Genomic DNA, 18371 nt, shown 5'->3' with positions numbered 1-18371 from the left:
GGTAAGCCACCATGACCACGTCCATCGTCACCGCCCAGGCGCCCGGGAAGGCGTCCCGGACGGCCGCCACGCCGGACCCGGCCCGGCTGCGCCGCCGCCGCAGACTGGCCCAGTGGGGGTTCGTCGCCCCCGCGGTCGTCTTCATGCTGCTGTTCTTCGGCTATCCGCTCGTCCGCAACGTCGTGATGAGCTTCCAGCACTTCACCCCGAAGACGTTCTTCACCGGGGACGCGCCCTTCAACGGCGCCGACAACTGGTCGCACGTGTTCCAGGACCCGCTGTTCGGCAAGGCGCTGTGGCACACCCTGGTCTTCACCGCCGGCTCGCTGCTCGGCCAGTTCTGCATCGGGCTCGCGCTCGCGGTGTTCTTCAGCCGCCGCTTCCCGCTCAACGGCGTCCTGCGGTCGCTGATCCTGCTGCCCTGGCTGGTGCCCATGGTGGTGTCCGGCATCGTGTGGCGCCGCATCCTCGACCAGGACACGGGCGTCCTGAACTCGTTCCTGGACACGCTCGGCCTCGGCGGCCACACCCCGTGGCTGACCAGTCCCGGCATGGCCCTGCTGTCGGTGATCCTCGTCAACATCTGGATCGGCATCCCGTTCAACATGGTCATCCTCTACGGCGGTCTCCAGGAGATCCCCAAGGAGCTGTACGAGGCGGCCTCCCTGGACGGCGCCCCGGCCTGGCGGACCTTCCGCTCCATCACCCTGCCGATGCTCAAGCCGGTGATCACGGTCGTCCTCGTGCTCGGCTTCATGTCGACGGTGAAGATCCTCGACCTGATCCTCGCGCTCACCGACGGCGGCCCGGCCGACGCCACCCAGACCCTGGGCACGCTGACCTACCAGAACTCGTTCGTCCGGCTGGACTTCGGCGCGGGCGCGGTCGTCGGCAACGTCCTCATCCTTGTCTCCGCGGTGTTCGCGGTGTTCTACCTGCGGGCCAACCGCACCGAGGGGAAGTGACCTCCATGGCCGCTCGTACGCCCACGACATCCGGGCGCCGCTGGGGTTCCACCGTCGCCGGTGTGCTCATCCTGTGCGTGATGCTGTTCCCGCTGTACTGGATGCTCAACACCGCGCTCCAGCCCGCCTCGGGTCTGCTCCAGGTCGACCCGGTGCCCGGCAGCCTGGACCTGTCCGGCTTCTCCAAGGCCCTGGACGACCAGGGCGGTCACCTGCTGACCTCGCTGGTCGTCTCGCTCGGCGCGGTCGTCATCTGCCTGGCGGTCTCCGCCCCGGCCGCCTACGGGCTGGCCCGGTTCGGCCTGCGTGGCTCCCGGACGATCGTGTTCGGCACGCTGATCACCCAGATGGTGCCGGGCATCGTCATCGCCAACGCGCTCTACAACTCGTACGTCGACCTCGGCCTGGTCAACTCCTACTTCGGCCTGATGCTGGCGGACGCCTCGCTCGGCATCCCGTTCTCGATCGTGCTGATGCGGTCCTTCATGGTGTCGATCCCGGGCGAGGTGATCGAGGCGGCGCAGATGGACGGTGCCGGGCCGGTGCGGACGTTCCTGCGGGTGGTGCTGCCGATGAGCCGCAACTCGCTGATCACGTCGGGGCTGTTCGCCTTCCTCTTCTCGTGGAGCGACTTCATGTTCGCGCTCACGCTGAACACCACCGACGACGTCAAGCCGGTCACGCTGGGCATCTACCAGTACATCGGCGCCCACGTCGGCGACTGGGGCTCGGTGATGGCCGCGTCCGTGCTGTCCGCGGTGCCGGCGGCGATCCTGCTCGTGCTCGCCCAGAAGTACATCGCCGCCGGCATCACCGGCGGTTCCGTCAAGTGACCCGCCCCACCGCACACCTGGAAACGGCCTCCATGACTGACTTCCCCGACACCACCGGCTTCCCCGACTTCCCGCCCGGCTTCGTCTTCGGCGCCGCGACCGCCTCGTACCAGATCGAGGGCGCGGCGCGGGAGGACGGCCGCGGGCCGTCGATCTGGGACACCTACAGCCACACGCCGGGCCGGACGGCGAACGGCGACACCGGAGACGTGGCCTGCGACCACTACCACCGCTACCGGGAGGACGTGGCACTGCTGCGCGACCTGGGCGTGGACTCGTACCGCTTCTCGATCGCCTGGCCGCGGATCGTGCCCGACGGCTCCGGCCCGGTGAACTCCAAGGGGCTGGACTTCTACTCCCGGCTCGTCGACGAGCTGCTCGCGGCCGGTATCGAGCCGGCCGCCACCCTCTACCACTGGGACCTGCCGCAGGCGCTCGAAGACCGGGGCGGCTGGCGGGTGCGGGAGACCGCGGAGCGGTTCGCCGAGTACGCGGCCGTCGTGGCCGGGCACCTGGGCGACCGGGTGCCGCGCTGGATCACCCTCAACGAGCCGTGGTGCAGCGCCTTCCTCGGCTACTCCGTGGGCCGGCACGCGCCCGGCGCCCAGGAGGGCCGGGGCGCGCTGGCCGCCGCGCACCACCTGCTGGTCGGCCACGGCCTGGCGGTCGGGGCGCTGCGGGCGGCCGGGGTGCGCGAGGTCGGCATCACCCTCAACCTCGACCGCAATCTGCCGGCCGGCGACTCCCCCGCCGACCTCGCGGCCGTGGTCCGCGCCGACACCCAGCACAACCTGGTGTGGACCGAGCCGATCCTCGCGGGCCGCTACCCGGCCACCGAGGAGGAGACCTGGGGCGAGCTGATCACCGGGGCGGACTTCCGGCGGGACGGCGACCTGGAACTGATCTCCCGGCCGCTGGACTTCCTCGGCGTCAACTACTACCGGCCCATCGTGGTCGCCGACGCCCCGCACCGCGAGGCCGACCCGGCACGGCGGGTGGCCACGGACAACCGCTACGCGGAGGTCAGGCTGCCGGGCGTGCGGCACACGGCGATGGACTGGCCGGTGGTCCCCGGCTCCTTCACCGACCTGCTGGTCCAGCTCAAGGAGCGGTACGGGGACGCGCTGCCGCCGGTCCACATCACGGAGAACGGCTCGGCGGAGGACGACACGCTCTCCGCCGACGGCGCGGTGCACGACACCGACCGGGTGGCCTACCTGCGCGACCACCTCACCGCGCTGCGCGCCGCGATGGACGCCGGCGTCGACGTCCGCGGCTACTACGTCTGGTCGCTGCTGGACAACTTCGAGTGGGCCCTCGGCTACGACAAGCGCTTCGGGATCGTCCGGGTCGACTACGACACCCAGCGACGCACACCGAAGGACAGCTACCACTGGTACAAGGCGGTGATCGCCGCACAGCGGGGGTGACGCGGGTTCAGCTGCGGAGGCGCCGCGCCCCGGCACCACCTGCGCACCCGGCCGGCCGCGCAGGTGGTGCCGTCGAGGGTGAACGACATCGGGGCGGGGTCGGCCGTGGGCCTGATCGGGGGCCGGTGTCGTTCTCGGTCCTGACGGTGACCGTGGCGGACCGGGGAGAGCTGTCGACGGCGCGACAGATCGTGCCGGCGTGTGACGCACGCCACCGGCGGTGACTGTCACACGGCGGCGCGGGCCGGCGTCTCGTGGGTGTGGCGGAGTCGAGCGCGAAGAAGCGGGGGCCGGGCATGGGCGAGCGGGAGACGGGCGGAGCCGGACACCTCGCGGGCGGGGGCCGCGCGGGCTCCCCGACCGAGGCGTTCCTCGCCCACCGCAATCTGCTGTTCACCGTCGCCTACGAGATGCTGGGCTCGGCCGCCGACGCCGAGGACGTCCTCCAGGAGACCTGGCTGCGCTGGGCGGACGTCGACCCGGAGACGGTGCGCAACCAGCGGGCGTACCTGGTCCGGATCACCACCCGACAGGCGCTGGCCCGGCTGCGTGCGCTCGCCCGGCGCAAGGAGTCCTACGTCGGTCCCTGGCTGCCCGAGCCGCTGCTGACCGCCCCCGACGTGGCCGAGGACGTCGAGCTGGCCGACAGCGTCTCGATGGCGATGCTGCTGGTGCTGGAGACGCTCACGCCGACCGAGCGGGCGGTGTTCGTGCTCCGCGAGGTGTTCGGCGTGGAGTACGACGAGATCGCCGAGGCCGTCGGCAAGAGCCAGGCCGCCGTCCGCCAGATCACCCGCCGGGCACGCGCGCACGTGGCGGCGCGCCGGCCTCGTGGAGCCGTCTCCGCGGCCGAGACCCGCACGGCCCTGGAGGCGTTCCGGCGGGCGGTCGCAACGGGCGACCTGCAAGGCCTGCTCGACATCCTGGCGCCCGACGTCGTCTTCCTCGGCGACGGCGGCGGAGTGGCCGAGGCCGCGCCGGTGCCGGTCGTGGGTGCGGAGCGGGTCGCCTCGCTGGCCGCCGGGCTGCGCAGGTTCGGCCCCGCCGCGTCGCTGGAGCCCGCCGAGGTCAACGGCTACCCGGCGCTGCTCTTCCGGCTCGACGGCAGGATCGACACCGTGATCGCGGCGCACCTGGACGGCGGCCACGTCACCGGTCTCTACGCCGTCCGCAACCCCGAGAAGCTGTCGCGCATGGATCGCGAGACTTCCCTGCGCCGCTGAACCGCCTCCCCCTGCTCCACGCCCGTCTTACGGAGTCGTGACGTGCGGGCGCGGCCTCCCGGCCCGGTGCGGCGGCGGGCCTAGCGTGGGGGCATGCGGGTACTGGTCACCGGCGGCGCCGGGTTCATCGGGTCTCATGCGGTCGAGGCGCTGACGGCGCGCGGGCACGAGGCGGTCGTGTTCGACGTGCGTACGGATCCGGCCGCCGACGTGCGGGATCCGGTAGCGGTCGCGCGGGCCGTGGCCGGTGTGGACGCCGTCTGCCATCAGGCCGCGATGGTCGGGCTCGGGGCCGGGTTCGGGGACGCGGCGGAGTACGTCTCCCGCAACGACCTGGGCACCGCCGTACTCCTCGCGGCCATGGCCGAGGCCGGGGTACGGCGCCTCGTGCTGGCCGGGTCGATGGTCGTGTACGGCGAGGGGCGGTACGTGTGCCCGCGCGACGGGGTCGTACGGCCGGGGCCGCGGGCCGTCGCCGATCTGGACGCGGGGCGGTTCGAGCCGAGGTGTCCGGTGTGCGGCGCCGAGCCGGCCCCCGGACTGGTCGGCGAGGACGCGCCGGCCGATCCGCGCAATGTGTACGCCACGACCAAACTGGCGCAGGAGCACCTGGCCGCCGCCTGGGCCCGGTCGACCGGCGGGTCCGCCGTGTCGCTGCGCTACCACAACGTGTACGGGCCCCGGATGCCCCGCGACACCCCCTACGCCGGCGTCGCCTCCTTCTTCCGGTCCGCGCTCGCCCGGGGCAAGGCACCCCGCGTCTTCGAGGACGGACGGCAGCGCCGGGACTTCGTGCACGTCCGGGACGTGGCCGCGGCCAACGTCGTGGCGCTGGAGGCGGGGTCCGCGCCGGGCGCGCTGACCGTGTACAACACCGGCAGCGGCGAGCCGCACACCGTCGGGGAGATGGCCCGCGCGCTGGCCGACGCCCACGGCGGTCCCGCGCCGGTCGTCACCGGGGAGTACCGGCTGGGCGACGTACGGCACATCACCGCCGACTCCTCACGCCTGCGGACCGAACTGGGCTGGAAGCCGGAGGTCGGCTTCCAGGAGGGCATGCGGGAGTTCGCGGCCTCGGGGTGACCGGTGCCGGTCAGGCTCTCGCGGACGCCGCTCGTACGCGTGATCACCCTGGGCGTGGGTGCTGCCGAAGCCGAAGCCGAATGCCTGGCCGCCGCCGGAGACGTACTGGCTAGGGAGCCGCCGGGAGCGTGACCTCGAAGCGGCAGCCGCCGGGGATGTTGTGTACGGTGGCCCGGCCCTGGTGGGCCTCCACGATGCCGCGCACGATGGCGAGGCCGAGGCCCGCGCCGGCCGGCGGGGTGCGGGCGTGGGTGCCGCGCCAGCCGGTGTCGAAGACGCGGGGCAGATCCTCCTCCGGGATGCCGCCGCAGCCGTCCGTGACGGAGAGCACCACGCCGTCGGGCGAGCGCTCGGCGGCGACGGCGACGGTGCCGTCGGCGGGCGTCCGGCGGATGGCGTTGACCAGCAGGTTGCCCAGGACGCGGCTCATCTCCTTGGCGTCGACCTCGACCGGGACCGGCTCCACCCGGTCGCCGACCAGCCGTACGCCGTGGGCGCGGGCGAGCGGGTCGGCTCCCGCGAGGGCGTCGCCGACGAGGTCGTAGAGCGAGATCCGGGACGGGCTCAGCGGGAGCGTGCCGGCGTGGATGCGGGAGAGTTCGAAGAGGTCGCCGACCATGCCGTTGAGGCGCTCGACCTCGGTGCGGATCTGCTTCAGATAGCGGTCGGGGTCGTCGGCCACGCCGTCCTCCAGGGCCTCCGACATGGCGCGCAGACCGGCGAGCGGGGTGCGCAGGTCGTGGGAGATCCAGGCGACGAGTTCCCGGCGTGAGGACTCCAGCAGGCGTTCCCGTTCCCGGGACTCGGCGAGTCTCGCGCTGGTGGCCGCGAGCTCGCGGCTCAGTTCGGCCAGTTCGGCGGTGGCCGGGCCCGCGGGCGCGGCGAAGTCGCCGGCCTCGCCGAACGAACGTGCCGCCATGGCGAGTTCGTGGCTGCGGGCGACGACCCAGCGGCCCAGTATCAGCGCGGTCGCCAGGGAGACCACGGCCGCCATGGCGACGACCGTCGTCACCACGGTCAGGTCGTGGGGGGACAGGAACATCGCCCGGGCGACGGCGAGGGTCCCGGCGAGCACGCCGCCCACGCCGACCGCCGCGATCACGGCGAGGGACACGGTGAGCGAGCGGCGCCGCAGCAGCCGGAGCGCGGCGGCCCCGGCCAGGCCCGTGACGGCGGCCCCGGCGAAGGCGAGCAGGGCGATGAGGACGGTGTCGCGCACGTCAGCCCTCCCCTTCCGCGCCGCTCGGCTCGAAGCGGTAGCCGACGCCCCACACGGTCTGGATCAGGCGCGGCCGGGCGGGGTCGTCCTCGACCTTGCCGCGCAGCCGGCGGATGTGGACCGTCACGGTGGACAGGTCGCCGAAGTCCCAGCCCCACACCTCGCGCATCAGGTCCTCCCGGCCGTAGGCCCTCCCCGGGTGCCGCAGGAAGAAGGCGAGGAGGTCGAACTCCCGGAGGGTGAGCGCGAGTTCGGTACCGTTCTTGGTGGCGCGGCGGGCGGCCGGGTCGACGGTGACGCCGGCCGCGGTCAGCGGTCCGGTGCTCGTGCCGGGCAGCGCTCGGCGGAGCACGGACCGCACCCGCAGGACCAGTTCGCGGGGGCTGAACGGCTTGGTCACGTAGTCGTCGGCGCCGACCTCCAGACCCGTGATGCGGTCGTCCTCGTCACCGCGTGCGGTGAGCATGACGACGGGGACGGGGGCCCGCGCGCGCAGCCGCCGGCAGACCTCCAGTCCGTCCATGCCGGGCAGCATCAGGTCCAGCACGACCAGGTCCGGCCAGTGGGCGGCGGCGCGGGCGAGGGCGGTGGGGCCATCGGCGGCGCGGTCGACCACGTATCCGGCGCGGCCGAGATATCCGGCGACGATCTCGGCGACGGTCGCGTCGTCGTCCACGACCAGGACCCGGGCGGCACCGGGGACGGGCCGGGGAGCCGGTGCGGCGGTGTCGGGTGCGGCCCCGTCCCTGGCTGGGCGTCCGGCGGGCACGTGCGGCTGCTGCATGTCCCCAGCCTCGCACCGGGCCACGGCGGGTGTCGCACCCCTGGCCCGCTCCCGGCCCGGACGTCCGCGTTTCGTAAGCAGCGCCGGCCCGATATGCCCGGTTCCCCTCCGTAGGGTGAACGGCGTGACCCCCTCATCCCCCTCATCGGCGGCGAGCGTGGACGTGGTGCTGCCCTGCCTGGACGAGGCGGAGGCCCTGCCCTGGGTGCTCGCCCGGATCCCGGCGGGCTGGCGCCCCCTCGTGGTCGACAACGGTTCCACCGACGGCTCCGCGGACATCGCCCGCGCCCTCGGCGCGACCGTCGTGCACGAGCCGCGACGCGGTTTCGGCGCCGCCTGCCACGCCGGGCTGACCGCCGCCACCGCCGACGTCGTGTGCTTCTGCGACTGCGACGCCTCCCTCGACCCCGGGCACCTCGTGCCCCTCGTCCGGGACGTCCTCGACGGCCGGGCCGACCTGGTCCTGGGCCGGCGGCGGGCGCGGACCCGGCGTGCCTGGCCCGCGCACGCCCGGGCGGGCAACTTCGCGCTCGCGCGGCTGCTGCGCCGCCGTACCGGGCTACGGCTGCACGACCTCGGCCCGCTGCGTGCCGCCCGCCGGGAGCCGCTGCTGGCGCTCGGCCTCGACGACCGGCGCAGCGGCTATCCGCTCCAGATGGTGGTGCGCGCGGCCGACGCGGGCTGGCGGATCGCCGAGCGCGACGTGCCGTACCTGCCGCGCACCGGTGCCTCCAAGGTCACGGGCACCTGGCGCGGCACCTGGCAGGCGGTGCGGGACATGAGCCGCGTCCTGGCCGAGCCGCCGGCCGGCGGGAGGACCGCACCGTGACCACGCTGCTGGTGATCGCCAAGGAACCGCTGCCGGGGCGCGTCAAGACGCGGCTCACCCCGCCGTTCAGCCCCGCGGAGGCGGCGGAGCTCGCCGAGGCCGCGCTCGCCGACACCCTGCGCGCCGTCGCGGCGACCCCCGCCACCCGGCGCGTCCTGGTGCTGGACGGGAGCCCCGGCCCCTGGCTGCCGCCCGGCTTCGACGTCGTACCGCAGTGCGCGGGCGGGCTGGACCTGCGGCTCGCCGACGCGTTCGCGCGGTGCGCCGGTCCCGCCCTGCTCATCGGCATGGACACCCCGCAGGTGACCCCGGAGCTGCTCACCGTGGACTTCGCGGGGTACGACGCGTGCTTCGGTCCGGCGGAGGACGGCGGCTTCTGGGCACTGGGCCTGGCCGAGCCGGACCCGGCTCTGCTGCGGGGCGTGCCCATGTCGACGCCGTGGACCGGTGCCGTCCAGCGGCGGCGGCTGGTGGCCGCGGGGCTGCGGGTGCGCGAGCTGCCCCGGCTGCGGGACGTGGACACGGCCGCCGACGCGGCGGCGGTCGCCGACCGGGCGCCGCACGGCCGGTTCGCCGCCCGGCTGGCCCGGTGCGCCGCGCACCCCACCGGACCCGGGACCGGCCGATGAGCACCCGGAGCGGCAACCGGGCGGCGAGCGCCCCGCCGGTCCTCCCCTGGGCCGGGGCCGATCCCTACGCCGTCGCCCTGCGCGCCGGGCGCGGCCCGCTGTTCCTGCGCCGGACCGACGGCTGGCTGCTGCCGCTGGAGGTCGAGCGCTGGTGCGCGCGGGCGGACCCGGTCGACCGGGCGGTGCTGGACCGGTGCGAGGGCGCCGTGCTCGACGTCGGCTGCGGACCGGGGCGGCTGGTGGCGGAGCTCGCCGCCCGGGGCCGTACCGTCCTCGGCATCGACGTCAGCGAGGACGCCGTCGACCACACCGTGCGGCTCGGCGGCCAGGCGCTGCGGCGCTCGGTGTTCGAGCCGCTGCCCGGCGAGGGGCGCTGGGGCACCGTGCTGCTCATGGACGGCAACGTCGGCATCGGGGGCGACCCGCGCGCCCTGCTGGAGCGGGTGGCCGGGCTGCTGCGGCCCGGCGGTCTGCTGATCGCCGAGACGGCCGTGGTGGACGTCGACGAACGGTCCGAGGTGCAGGTGGTCGACGGCACCGACGTGGACACGGGCGGCCGTGGTGCCTTTCCGTGGGCGCGGCTCGGCACCCCGGCCCTGCTGCGGTACGCGGACCGGGCGGGCTGGCGCACCGCCGGTCAGTGGACGACCGGCCGGCGCCGCTTCGTCGCCCTGCGCAGTCGCAGCCCCCGCAGCGCCAGCAGCAGCGCCGAGCCGGCGAACAGCACCGCGCTGATCAGCAGCCAGCGGGCGAGGAAGCCGTCCGCCGACAGGCCGGTGGCGGACCGGTAGGGCCGGTCCGCCATGCCGGTGATCAATGGGAACCACACGAGCAGCAGCAGTCCGGACAGGGCGGCCGGGACCCGGACGTACAGGGTCCGCTCCCGCCGCCCGGCGGCACCGAGAGCGCGGACGACCGCCCGGTCCGCCACCGCGTACAGCGGCAGCAGCACGAGATCGTGTAGCAGGGCCGCGCCCACGAGCCACAGCGCCACGGCCCGCCAGTCGCCCGCGAACAGCCGTACGCCGGCATAGCCGGCGAGCGCGAACGAGCAGGCCAGCAGCAGGATCTGCAACGGGCTGCCGAGGGCCGGGCGCGAGCGCATCACAGCTCTCCGAACGTCAGCCGGGCCACCCACTTGGTGTTGAGCACACCGGGCGCCGCGGGCACGATGATCCGCGCCGGACGGCCGTGGTCGGGGGACAGCGCCTCGCCGTTGACGTACAGGGCGAGCAGGGAGCGCGGGTCGGCCACCTGGTTGGCGCGCAGGGCGGCCCGGCGGAAGGCCCCGCGCCGCTGGAGCGACTCCACGAACAGATCCGGCGGGTCGCCGTCGTACCCGACGAGCGCGGCGAGGTCGCGCAGCCGCACCCCGCGCCACCACTGGTCCTCCGTCGACCAGCCCTCGACGCAGGCGATGGGCAACGCGGAGCTGTGCAGCGGCAGCCGGAGCAGTTCGGCGCGGCTGAGGCGGACCGTTCCGGTGCGGCCGGTGACGACGAGCCGCCATGCCTCCTCGCCGGTCTCCGTCGCGTCGATGCCGGCGTAGGCGGCCGTCTTGTTGATCTGGAAGCCGTTCGGCCCGCCGCCGGGGTCGGCACCGCCGTGCGGCGCGAGGAGGGCGGTGCGCCGCAGCACTCCCCCGATGCTCTGGCCCGCGGTGGTGACGAGGAGCAGCAGCGAGGCGCCCCCGACGAACCACAGCGCCCCGCGCCGGGACACGGTCGGCGGCAGCGGGCGGGGGGACACCAACTCGCCCGGCTCCGGCGCGCGGGACACCGGCTCCCCCCGCTCCTCGCGCCGTCGCCGCAGGCTTCGTACGGCGGTCGGCAGTTTCAGCGCCGCGTGCGCCAGGAACGCGGCGAAGAAGACCCAGGCGCCGTAGAAGTGCAGCGGGTAGAAGGAGCCGGGGAAGACGTAGTCGAGCTGGACGTTGAGGACGCCGGTGGTGAACTCGAACAGCCCGCCGCCGACGAGGAGGAGCAGGGAGATCCGCTCCAGGGCGTGCGCGAGCGAGCGGGCCGGGGGCAGGGCGAACAGCCTCGGCACGACCGACCAGAGCTTGGCCAGCAGCACCGGGATCAGGGTGATGCCGAGGGTGACGTGCAGGCCCTGGGTGACCCGGTAGAGCCAGTACGGGTTCGTCGGCCAGGCGAAGAGGTAGAAGCCGAGGATTCCCTTGTCCGGCGTCTGGTCGTTCACCCGTGCGAGGTCCGGGTTGTAGGCGGCGTAGGACACCAGGCCCGTCACGAACAGCAGCGTGATGCCCACCAGCAGCACGATGCCGAGCACCGAGGTGAACCAGGGGCCGCGCAGCGGGCTGCGCCAGAAGCCGGGCGAGGAGGGGAGCCGAGGGTCGTCGTCTCGCATGTTTCGACGGTAGGCCGGAACGCGCGGTGACCGCGTCCGCGACCCATGACGAAACGCTGACGTCGGGCCGCCGCTCCCCTCGTTCCCCCGGTCGCCGCCCTAGCGTTCCGGTGTGACCCAGCCTCCCCTGCGTGACCGGTACGCCGGCCTGCGCGCCGATCTCTGTGCCGCGTCGGCCGCCGCCCTGCTCGTCCTCGTCGCCGTGCTGGTCGGCCGGCACATCCAGGACACCCGGCGCACCCTGTTCGTCCACTGGCCCCCGCTGCTGGCCGACTGGGACCCGCACCTGGGCCCGGGCACCCCGGCCGCCGTCCTGGTGGCGGTCGCCGGGGTGGCGTACGGGCCCTCCGTCGCCGTACGGCTGCCGTGGCGGGGGCTGCTCCTCGCGGCCTGGGCCGCGGCACTGGCCTGGACCTGGTCGCTGGCGCTGGTCGACGGCTGGCAGCGGGGCGTGGCCGGGCGGCTCACCACCCGCAACGAGTACCTGAGGGTGATCGGCCGCTTCCACGACCTGCCCGCCGCGCTGCGCGACTTCACCCACCACATCGTGAGCGGCTCCCCCGACCCCTGGCCCGCGCACGTCGCCGGGCATCCCCCGGCGGCCACCGTCACCTTCGTCCTCCTGGACCGGGCCGGGCTGCGTGGCGGCGGCTGGGCCGGCGCCTGGTGCGTCACCGTCGGGGCGACCGCCTGCGTGGCGGTCCTGGTGGCGGTGCGGGCGCTGGCCGACGAGCGCCTGGCCCGGCGGGCGGCGCCGTTCCTCGTCCTCGCCCCGGCCGCCGTGTGGGTGGGCACCTCGGCCGACGGGTACTTCGCGGCGGTCGCCGCCTGGTCGGTGGCCCTGCTGGCCCTGGCGGTCACCGGACGGTCCGCGGCCTGGGCGGCGGGCAGCGGGCTGCTGTACGGCCTGACCTGCTACCTCTCGTACGGTCTGACGCTCTTCGCGCTGATCGGGGCGGCGGTGCCGGCGGCGGGACGGCGCCGGGTGCGACCGGTCCTGATCGTCCTCTTCCTGGCCGGGGCGGCGGTGGTCCCGACGGTGTTCACCCTGGCCGGGTTCGACTGGTGGGAGGGGTACCGGCTGCTGGTGACGCGCTACTACCAAGGCGTCGGCGGCATCCGTCCCTACGGCTACTGGGTGTGGGCCAACCTGGCCTGCACGGTGCTGATCACCGGCCTGGCCACGGCGGCGGGGCTCCGGCGGACCGGCGTCTGCCTCGTCCGCCGCCGTACGGCGCCCCGGGCGGAGTTCCGGCTCGCCCTCCTCGTGGCGGCGGCTCTGCTTGCCCTGCTGGCCGCCGACCTGTCCGGCATGAGCAAGGCGGAGACGGAACGCATCTGGCTGCCCTTCGCGATGTGGCTGCTCCCGGCCTGCGCGCTCCTCCCCCGCCCACGCGGCTGGCTCACCGCCCAGGCAGCGCTCGCGCTCCTGCTGAACCACCTGCTGCTCACCGGCTGGTGACCGGGCCCGGGGGAACGCGCCGGCCTGCCACCCCGACCCGAACCCGCCCGACCCGAACCCGCCCGGCCAGGTACCCGCCCGGCCGGCCCTGACCGAGACCCCCGGCCGGCCCGGCTCCGTCCGCCGCCGTCCGTTCCCGGCCGGAGACGGTCCGGCCGGGGTTTCCCGGTGGGGTGGGGTCATGCCTCCTGGCTGGGTTGCCTCGTGCGGGAGCGGCGGTACAGGAGCGCCCCGCCCATCAGTGAGGCCAGGCTCGCGACGGCCGCCGCCCAGGGGGTCTCCGCGCCGGTCTGCGCGAGGCTGCCGGGCGGCTCGTGCCGTACGACGGGCGGGGCCGGGTGGGTGGCGGGCGGCTCCTGCGGCCGAGGGGGCTCGGAACGCACCGGCGGAGTGACCGGGGGTTGCTGCGGCTTGGGCGGGGTGGCCCGGCCGGGCTCCTGGGGGTGGTCGCCCGGGACGTTCGCGGACGTGTTGCCGAAGACGGGGTTGCCGACGCCGACCACGTTCACGCTGTTGCCGCTGACGTTGACGGGCAGGTCGACCGGCAGCTGGAGGCCGTTGCCGGAGGCCAGGCCCGGGGAGTCCTGTGTGCGGGCGTGGGCCGTCGCCCCGCTCGGCGCCGCGGGCCGCTCCTTCCCCCCGGTGCCGCCGCCCTGGTTGGCGCACGTGTTGCCCATGGCGGGGTTGAGCAGCCCCGCCACGTTCACGGTGTTGCCGCAGACGTTCACCGGGAGGTGCACCGGCAACTGGATGCCGTTGCCCGAGATCAGCCCGGGCGAGCCGCCCGCGGAACCCTGCGCGGCGGAGTCGGCGTGCACCGGTCCCGCCACTGCCATCGCGCCGGACGCGGCGGCGATGGCGATCACACTGTTTCGGGTAGCCCGTTTCATCGGTTCCCAGCCCTTCCAGACACGGTCGCGGGCACTCACCCGCACCGGAGGAAACGCCGCCGTAAACACGCAAGTTATGGTTTTTCAGCCTTTTGCCCTATACGGCGGCCGACGGACGTCGTCGCGCGGCCTTCGCGCCCGAGAGCCGTACGGGGGTTCGGCAGGGACATGGCCGCGCGCCTTCGGGTACTCGGACGGTGGTCGTGGCGACGCTTGTCGTACCGCCTCTCCCGTTTCTAGGAGCCCTCGACATGACAGACGCAGCAGGCACCGGTCCCGCCTCCGGCGACCGGAGGATCCTGACCAACCGACAGGGCCACCCCGTCTACGACAACCAGAACCAGCGCACCGTCGGCGCCCGTGGGCCCGCGACGCTGGAGAACTACCAGTTCCTGGAGAAGATCAGCCACTTCGACCGGGAACGCGTCCCCGAACGGGTGGTCCACGCCCGCGGGGTGACGGCGTACGGCTTCTTCGAGGCGTACGGCGCCTGGGGCGACGAGCCGATCGGCCGCTACACGCGCGCGAAGCTGTTCCAGGAGCGCGGCAAGCGCACCGACGTCGCCGTCCGCTTCTCCACCGTCATCGGCGGCCGTGACTCCTCGGAGGCGGCGCGCGACCCGCGTGGCTTCGCCGTCAAGTTCTACACGGAGGACGGCAACTGGGACCTCGTCGGCAACAACCTGGGCGTCTTCTTCATCCGGGACGCCATCAAGTTCCCGGACGTCATCCACGCCCTGAAGCCGGACCCGGTGGACTTCGAGCAGAAGCCGAACCGGATCTTCGACTTCATGTCGCAGACGCCCGAGGCCATGCACATGCTGGTCAACCTGTTCAGCCCGCGCGGTATCCCCGCCGACTACCGCCACATGCAGGGTTTCGGTGTGAACACCTACAAGTGGGTGAACGCCGAGGGCAACACCGTGCTCGTCAAGTACCACTGGATGCCGAAGCAGGGCGTGCGCTCGATGACCGAGGAGGACGCGGCCGGCGTCCAGGCAGGCTCCCTCGGTCACGCCACCAAAGACCTGTACGAGGCCGTCGAGCGGGGTGAGTACCCCGAGTGGGAACTGCTCGTGCAGGTCATGGAGGACCACGAGCACCCCGAACTCGACTTCGATCCGCTGGACGACACCAAGACCTGGCCGGAGCAGGACTTCCCGCCGAAGCCGGTGGGCCGGATGGTGCTGGACCGGATGCCGGAGAACTTCTTCGCGGAGAACGAGCAGATCTCCTTCGGCACCGGTGTACTCGTCGACGGGCTGGACTTCTCCGACGACAAGATGCTCGTCGGCCGGACCTTCTCCTACAGCGACACCCAGCGCTACCGGGTCGGCCCCAACTACCTCCAACTGCCGGTCAACCAGGCGAAGAACGCCCACGTGCGCACCAACCAGCGCGACGGGCTGATGACGTACCACGTCGACGGTGCCGGGGAGAACCCTAGCGTCAACTACGAGCCGTCGATCCGGGGCGGCCTGCGCGAGGCGGAGTGTCCGGCGCACGACGAGCAGGGCCCGGAGATCCACGGCCGGCTCACCCGCAAGCGCATCCCGCGTACCAACGACTACCTCCAGGCGGGCCAGCGGTACCTGCTCATGGAGCAGTGGGAGCGCGACGACCTGGTACGGAACCTGGTGGGTCAGCTGTCCCGGTGCGACCGGTCCGTCCAGGAGCGGATGGTGTGGCACTTCCTGCTGGTGGAGAACGACCTGGGGCTGCGGGTCGGCGAGGGCCTCGGCCTCCGCCCGGAGGACGTCGCGGACCTGGAGCCGCTGGCCAGCCAGGACCTCACCGAGGAGGACAAGGAGCGGCTGGCGAACCTCGGCAAGAACCCGCCGCGGAACGTCGAGGGCCTCACCATGACGCACTGCGTCCCGGACGCGCGCCATGAGGTGACGCGGTGACCCGCTGAGCCCGCACCCCTGAGGCGCCGGAACGCCTGGCAGCCGGGAACGCCGGCGGCCCGGAGCGCCGGTCAGCCCACGACGGGCGCCGCCCCCGGCTCGGCCACGAGCCGGGGGCGGCGCCCGCGCGGGCAGTGCACGATCCGGTCGCCGAGGCCGAGCCGATCGGCCTCGGTCAGGAAGGCGGACAGGGGCGAGCGCATCACCGTGTACTCCTCGTAGTGCACGGGCAGCACGGCGCGGGGACCGAGGCGCCGGGCCAGTTCCGCGCCCTGCCGGCCGTCCATGGTGACCAGGAAGCCGCCGGGGAGCGTGGTACCGCCCAGGTGCAGGACGGCCAGGTCGGCGGCCGGGAAGCGGCGGGTGATCTCGTCGAGGCCGTCGTACGGCAGGGTGTCGCCGGAGACGTACAGCCGCAGCCGCGGCGGGCCGCCCGCCGGACCGAGCTCGATCATGCTGCCCATCACCGGGGGCAGCAGCCCCCGCAGCACCGGATGTCCGGCGTGCCGTCCGGGCAGCGCCGTGACCGTGGCCTGGACCGGGCCCTGCCGGAGGGTGAGTCCGCGCCAGGTGCGCAGTCCGGCCACCCGCTCGCGTCCGTGCAGCACCTTCAGGCGGCGCGCGGCGTGCGGGGTGCTCAGCACCGGGACCGAGCGGTCCAGGAGGCGCCGGGACCGGCGGTCCCAGTGGTCCCCGTGCAGGTGGGACAGCACGATCCCGTCGAGTCGGGGCAGGTCCTCCGGTTCCAGCGCGGGCTCGGTCAGGCGCCGGCTCAGCAGGCCCTTGCCGAGGTAGGCGTACTGGCCGAGGTGCAGGAAGTTCGGGTCGGTGAGCAGGGTCAGCGGCCCGTAGCGCAGCAGAACGGTCGCGTTGCCGAGGAAGTGCAGGTCGACCGTGTCGTCGGTGGGTGGGTCCGTGGTACCGGGCATGGTTGCGTCGCCCTTCCGTCCGAGCCGTCGCGGGTACCCGCGCCCTCGCGGGCGTGCCGGGTCCCTCCCGTGCCGGGCGGGTACCCCTGGCGGCGGACGGCATGAGAGGACCTGTTCCGGCCGGTTCCGTCGCCGGACCACCCGCCCCGCGCGCAGATGGCCGAGCGTGCCGCAGCGGTGGGGCCGGGGACCTGGTAGCTCTCGTAGGGCAGCCGCTGCCGTACCCGCTCGACCGAGGGACCCCGGGGAACCGACCGAGACGAGGAGCGATGACGACCACCGTGCGCGAGACCGGAGCCGAGACCGCGCCGCCCAGCCTCCGACTGCCCGGCCTCCTGCTGGGAGTGGGGCTCGGCGGATTCGCCGACGGCATCCTGCTGCACCAGCTCCTCCAGTGGCACCACATGCTGACCAGCACCGACCACGACCACATCGGTGTGAAGTACTACGACCCCCACACCGTCTCCGGACTGGAGATGAACACCGTGTGGGACGGCGTCTTCCACACCGTCTGCTGGCTCGCCGTCCTCGGCGGCCTCGCCGTCCTGTACGCCCGGGTGACCACGGGCCGGCGCGAGGTGTGGGCCTCACGGGTGCTCTGGGGCTGGGTGCTGTCGGGCTGGGGCCTGTTCAACCTCGTGGAGGGCGTCCTCGACCATCACGTTCTGGGCATCCACCACGTCCACGGCGGCCCCTACCAGGTGTGGTGGGACATCGGCTTCCTCGTGCTCGGTGCGCTGCTGCTGGCGGGCGGCCTGCTCCTGCGGCGCGGCGCCCGGCCCTTCGATCCGGCCGCGCCCCGCGCCGCACGGCCGGGACACGCCGTCTGATGGCCGACGGCACCCCGCACCTGCACCCGCACACGCACCCGCATCACGCGGAGGGCGGCGGCGCGTTGGAGGTCCTGCTCCCCGTCCTGGCCCTGGTGGTGTGTGCGGGCGGCTATCTGCTGCTGGCGCGCCGGGTCCGCCGCCGGAACCCCGCACGGGGCTGGAACCCCTGGCGCACGGCCGGTTTCTGCGCGGGCCTCCTCCTGCTGGCGGCGGCGCTGCTGCCTCCTGTCGCCGCCTTCGCCCACCGTGACTTCCGCGGCCACATGGCCCAGCACATGCTCATCGGCATGTACGCGCCACTCGCCCTGGTGCTCGGGGCCCCGATGACCCTCGCGCTGCGCGCCCTGCCGGCACCCCACGCCCGCCGCCTCACCGCGTTCCTGCACAGCGGCCCGGCCCGGCTGCTCGCCCACCCGGTGACCGGTCTGCTGCTGTCCACCGGCAGCCTCGCACCGCTGTACTTCACCCCGCTCTACGACGCCGTCACGGCCCGCCCGGCCGGACACTGGCTGCTGCACGCGCACTTCCTGCTGGCGGGCTGCCTGTTCGCGCACGCCGTCGCCGGGCCCGATCCCGCCCCGGCCCGCCCCGGTGTGCGCGCCCGGCTGGTCTGCCTGGGCTGCGCCATCGCGGTGCACGCGAGCGTCGCACAGCTGATGTACGGCGGCTTCTGGGTCGCCGTCGGCGCTCCGGTCCCCCAGGTCCGGGGCGCTGCCGAGATCATGTACTACGGCGGTGACATCGCCGAACTCCTGCTGGCGGCGGCCCTGGTCGCCACCTGGCGCCCCGCACGCGGCGCGGTCACCAGGCACGCGGTGCGCCCCGCGCGGTAGAGACGCGGCAGGCATGCCGACCGGCACGGCCAGGAGGCGGCACCCCGAACATTCAGGCCCCTACCCTCCCGGGCTCTCCGGCAGACCCCGCCGCGTGTCCGCGGACCGGACCGGACCGGACCGGCACCAGCCCGCGCGGTCCGGGCACAGCC

General features: G+C 74.0%; 17 protein-coding genes. 12 read left to right on the top strand and 5 right to left on the bottom strand.

Going from position 1 to position 18371, the window contains the following annotated elements; all coding sequences use genetic code 11:
• Positions 1–11: 11 nt before the first annotated feature.
• The 5 genes from IE273_RS20465 (at position 12) to IE273_RS20445 (ending at position 5534) form a co-directional block, all read left to right on the top strand.
• A complete protein-coding gene (locus IE273_RS20465) occupies positions 12–965 on the top strand; it encodes a carbohydrate ABC transporter permease (protein WP_189816625.1) in 954 nt (317 codons plus the stop codon).
• A 5-nt stretch (positions 966–970) separates the two neighbouring features.
• The gene (locus tag IE273_RS20460) at positions 971–1798 is read left to right on the top strand and encodes a carbohydrate ABC transporter permease (RefSeq protein WP_014676545.1); all 828 of its coding nucleotides are present in this window, start codon (positions 971–973) and stop codon (positions 1796–1798) included.
• 32 nt (positions 1799–1830) lie between these two features.
• Positions 1831–3228, top strand: a complete 1398-nt coding sequence (locus IE273_RS20455) for a GH1 family beta-glucosidase (RefSeq protein ID WP_189816624.1) — start codon at positions 1831–1833, stop codon at positions 3226–3228.
• Between the two features lie 296 nt (positions 3229–3524).
• Positions 3525–4451: an RNA polymerase sigma-70 factor gene (locus IE273_RS20450; RefSeq protein ID WP_373309374.1), complete on the top strand. Its 927-nt coding sequence runs from the start codon at positions 3525–3527 to the stop codon at positions 4449–4451.
• A gap of 93 nt (positions 4452–4544) precedes the next feature.
• Entirely contained in the window at positions 4545–5534 is a 990-nt protein-coding gene (locus IE273_RS20445) for an NAD-dependent epimerase/dehydratase family protein (RefSeq protein ID WP_189816622.1), read from the top strand.
• Between the two features lie 109 nt (positions 5535–5643).
• Here the strand turns inward: IE273_RS20445 and IE273_RS20440 are convergent, their stop codons facing one another.
• Both IE273_RS20440 and IE273_RS20435 read right to left on the bottom strand, forming a co-directional pair.
• On the bottom strand, positions 5644–6753 hold the full coding sequence (locus tag IE273_RS20440; RefSeq protein WP_189816621.1) for a sensor histidine kinase: 1110 nt from the start codon (positions 6751–6753) through the stop codon (positions 5644–5646).
• A 1-nt stretch (position 6754) separates the two neighbouring features.
• The gene (locus IE273_RS20435; RefSeq protein ID WP_229887300.1) at positions 6755–7537 is read right to left on the bottom strand and encodes a response regulator transcription factor; all 783 of its coding nucleotides are present in this window, start codon (positions 7535–7537) and stop codon (positions 6755–6757) included.
• Between the two features lie 124 nt (positions 7538–7661).
• Between IE273_RS20435 and IE273_RS20430 the strand changes: the two genes are divergently transcribed.
• From IE273_RS20430 to IE273_RS20420, 3 genes are read left to right on the top strand one after another with little or no spacing between them, the layout of a single operon-like run.
• On the top strand, positions 7662–8366 hold the full coding sequence (locus IE273_RS20430; RefSeq protein WP_229887299.1) for a glycosyltransferase family 2 protein: 705 nt from the start codon (positions 7662–7664) through the stop codon (positions 8364–8366).
• Positions 8363–8995, top strand: a complete 633-nt coding sequence (locus IE273_RS20425; protein WP_189816620.1) for a TIGR04282 family arsenosugar biosynthesis glycosyltransferase — start codon at positions 8363–8365, stop codon at positions 8993–8995. Before IE273_RS20430 ends, IE273_RS20425 begins: the two co-directional genes overlap by 4 nt.
• Entirely contained in the window at positions 8992–9786 is a 795-nt protein-coding gene (locus IE273_RS20420; protein WP_189816619.1) for a class I SAM-dependent methyltransferase, read from the top strand. The genes IE273_RS20425 and IE273_RS20420 overlap by 4 nt, the downstream gene beginning before the upstream one ends.
• Positions 9787–10099: 313 nt before the next feature.
• Here IE273_RS20420 and IE273_RS20415 read toward each other — a convergent pair whose 3' ends face one another.
• Entirely contained in the window at positions 10100–11365 is a 1266-nt protein-coding gene (locus IE273_RS20415; RefSeq protein ID WP_189816618.1) for a molybdopterin-dependent oxidoreductase, read from the bottom strand.
• Between the two features lie 112 nt (positions 11366–11477).
• Between IE273_RS20415 and IE273_RS20410 the strand changes: the two genes are divergently transcribed.
• Entirely contained in the window at positions 11478–12827 is a 1350-nt protein-coding gene (locus IE273_RS20410) for a hypothetical protein (protein ID WP_189816617.1), read from the top strand.
• Positions 12828–13006: 179 nt separating this feature from the next.
• Here IE273_RS20410 and IE273_RS44965 read toward each other — a convergent pair whose 3' ends face one another.
• Positions 13007–13717 (bottom strand): chaplin, encoded by a 711-nt coding sequence (locus tag IE273_RS44965; RefSeq protein ID WP_308437050.1) that lies wholly within the window; start codon positions 13715–13717, stop codon positions 13007–13009.
• A gap of 251 nt (positions 13718–13968) precedes the next feature.
• Between IE273_RS44965 and IE273_RS20400 the strand changes: the two genes are divergently transcribed.
• Positions 13969–15624 carry a catalase gene (locus IE273_RS20400; RefSeq protein WP_189816615.1) on the top strand — a complete coding sequence of 552 codons (1656 nt, stop codon included), beginning with the start codon at positions 13969–13971 and terminating at the stop codon, positions 15622–15624.
• 71 nt (positions 15625–15695) lie between these two features.
• On the opposite strand, the gene IE273_RS20395 is transcribed toward IE273_RS20400, so the two are convergent.
• Positions 15696–16553, bottom strand: a complete 858-nt coding sequence (locus tag IE273_RS20395) for an MBL fold metallo-hydrolase (RefSeq protein ID WP_189816614.1) — start codon at positions 16551–16553, stop codon at positions 15696–15698.
• A gap of 269 nt (positions 16554–16822) precedes the next feature.
• On the opposite strand from IE273_RS20395, the gene IE273_RS20390 reads away from it, so the two are divergent.
• Together IE273_RS20390 and IE273_RS20385 are read left to right on the top strand one after the other, a co-directional pair.
• Positions 16823–17383 (top strand): DUF2243 domain-containing protein, encoded by a 561-nt coding sequence (locus IE273_RS20390; protein ID WP_189816613.1) that lies wholly within the window; start codon positions 16823–16825, stop codon positions 17381–17383.
• Positions 17383–18219, top strand: coding sequence for a cytochrome c oxidase assembly protein (locus tag IE273_RS20385; protein WP_189816612.1), 837 nt, complete (start codon positions 17383–17385; stop codon positions 18217–18219). Before IE273_RS20390 ends, IE273_RS20385 begins: the two co-directional genes overlap by 1 nt.
• The last annotated feature ends 152 nt before the right edge of the window (positions 18220–18371 follow it).

The organism is Streptomyces olivaceoviridis, from assembly GCF_014650115.1.
Classification (GTDB): Bacteria; Actinomycetota; Actinomycetes; order Streptomycetales; family Streptomycetaceae; genus Streptomyces; species Streptomyces olivaceoviridis.
This window is presented reverse-complemented; position numbering and strand designations above follow the sequence as displayed.